The sequence below is a fragment of the Cellulomonas bogoriensis 69B4 = DSM 16987 genome (genome assembly GCF_000767165.1).
Taxonomy (GTDB): domain Bacteria; phylum Actinomycetota; class Actinomycetes; order Actinomycetales; family Cellulomonadaceae; genus Actinotalea; species Actinotalea bogoriensis.
In genome coordinates this window covers 1-525 of the sequence record NZ_AXCZ01000454.1, presented here as the reverse complement: position 1 = coordinate 525, position 525 = coordinate 1, and the positions used below count along the sequence as shown (strand labels likewise).

Below are 525 nucleotides of genomic sequence, written 5' to 3'. Positions count from 1 at the left end.
CGCTCGGCCCTCGCCGCCGCGGTCACCGGTGCTGCCGCTGCCGAGGCCGAGCTCGGCGTTCAGGCCACCGGCCGCCAGGTCGCGACGCAGGTCCGGCAGTGCGGCGCGCAGCGCCTCCCTGGCCTGCTCACCGGCACCGACCAGCTCGATCCGGACGCCGTCGCCGCTGATGTGCGCGACGACCCGCACCGGGCCGTACGTGTCGGGGTCGACCCGCACGGTCATGACGTGCTGGCCCTCACCGGCGGCCCGCAGGCCGACCAGCCGGGCACCCAGCTGGTCGATCAGGGCCCTGGCCTGCTCAGGGACGACGGCCGGCTGGGCCGCAGAAGCCGGCTGGGCGGTGGACGAGGTGCTCGCCGGTGCCTGACCGTCGGCCACAGGGGTCATCCCTGCGGGGATCGCGACGGCATCGGCACGCGCCGGCTCCACCGGTGCAGGCACGCCGGTGACCGTCGCGACGGGCCCGGGCTGTGCCGGGACGGCGACCGTGGCAGGGGCGACCGCCCGGGTGAGTGCGGCGGG

General features: G+C 77.5%; 1 protein-coding gene. It reads right to left on the bottom strand.

What is annotated here, in order from left to right; all coding sequences use genetic code 11:
• Positions 1–444 (bottom strand): flagellar hook-length control protein FliK (locus N869_RS15985; protein ID WP_232229898.1); only part of this gene is annotated, 444 nt, incomplete at its 3' end.
• Positions 445–525: the final 81 nt, after the last annotated feature.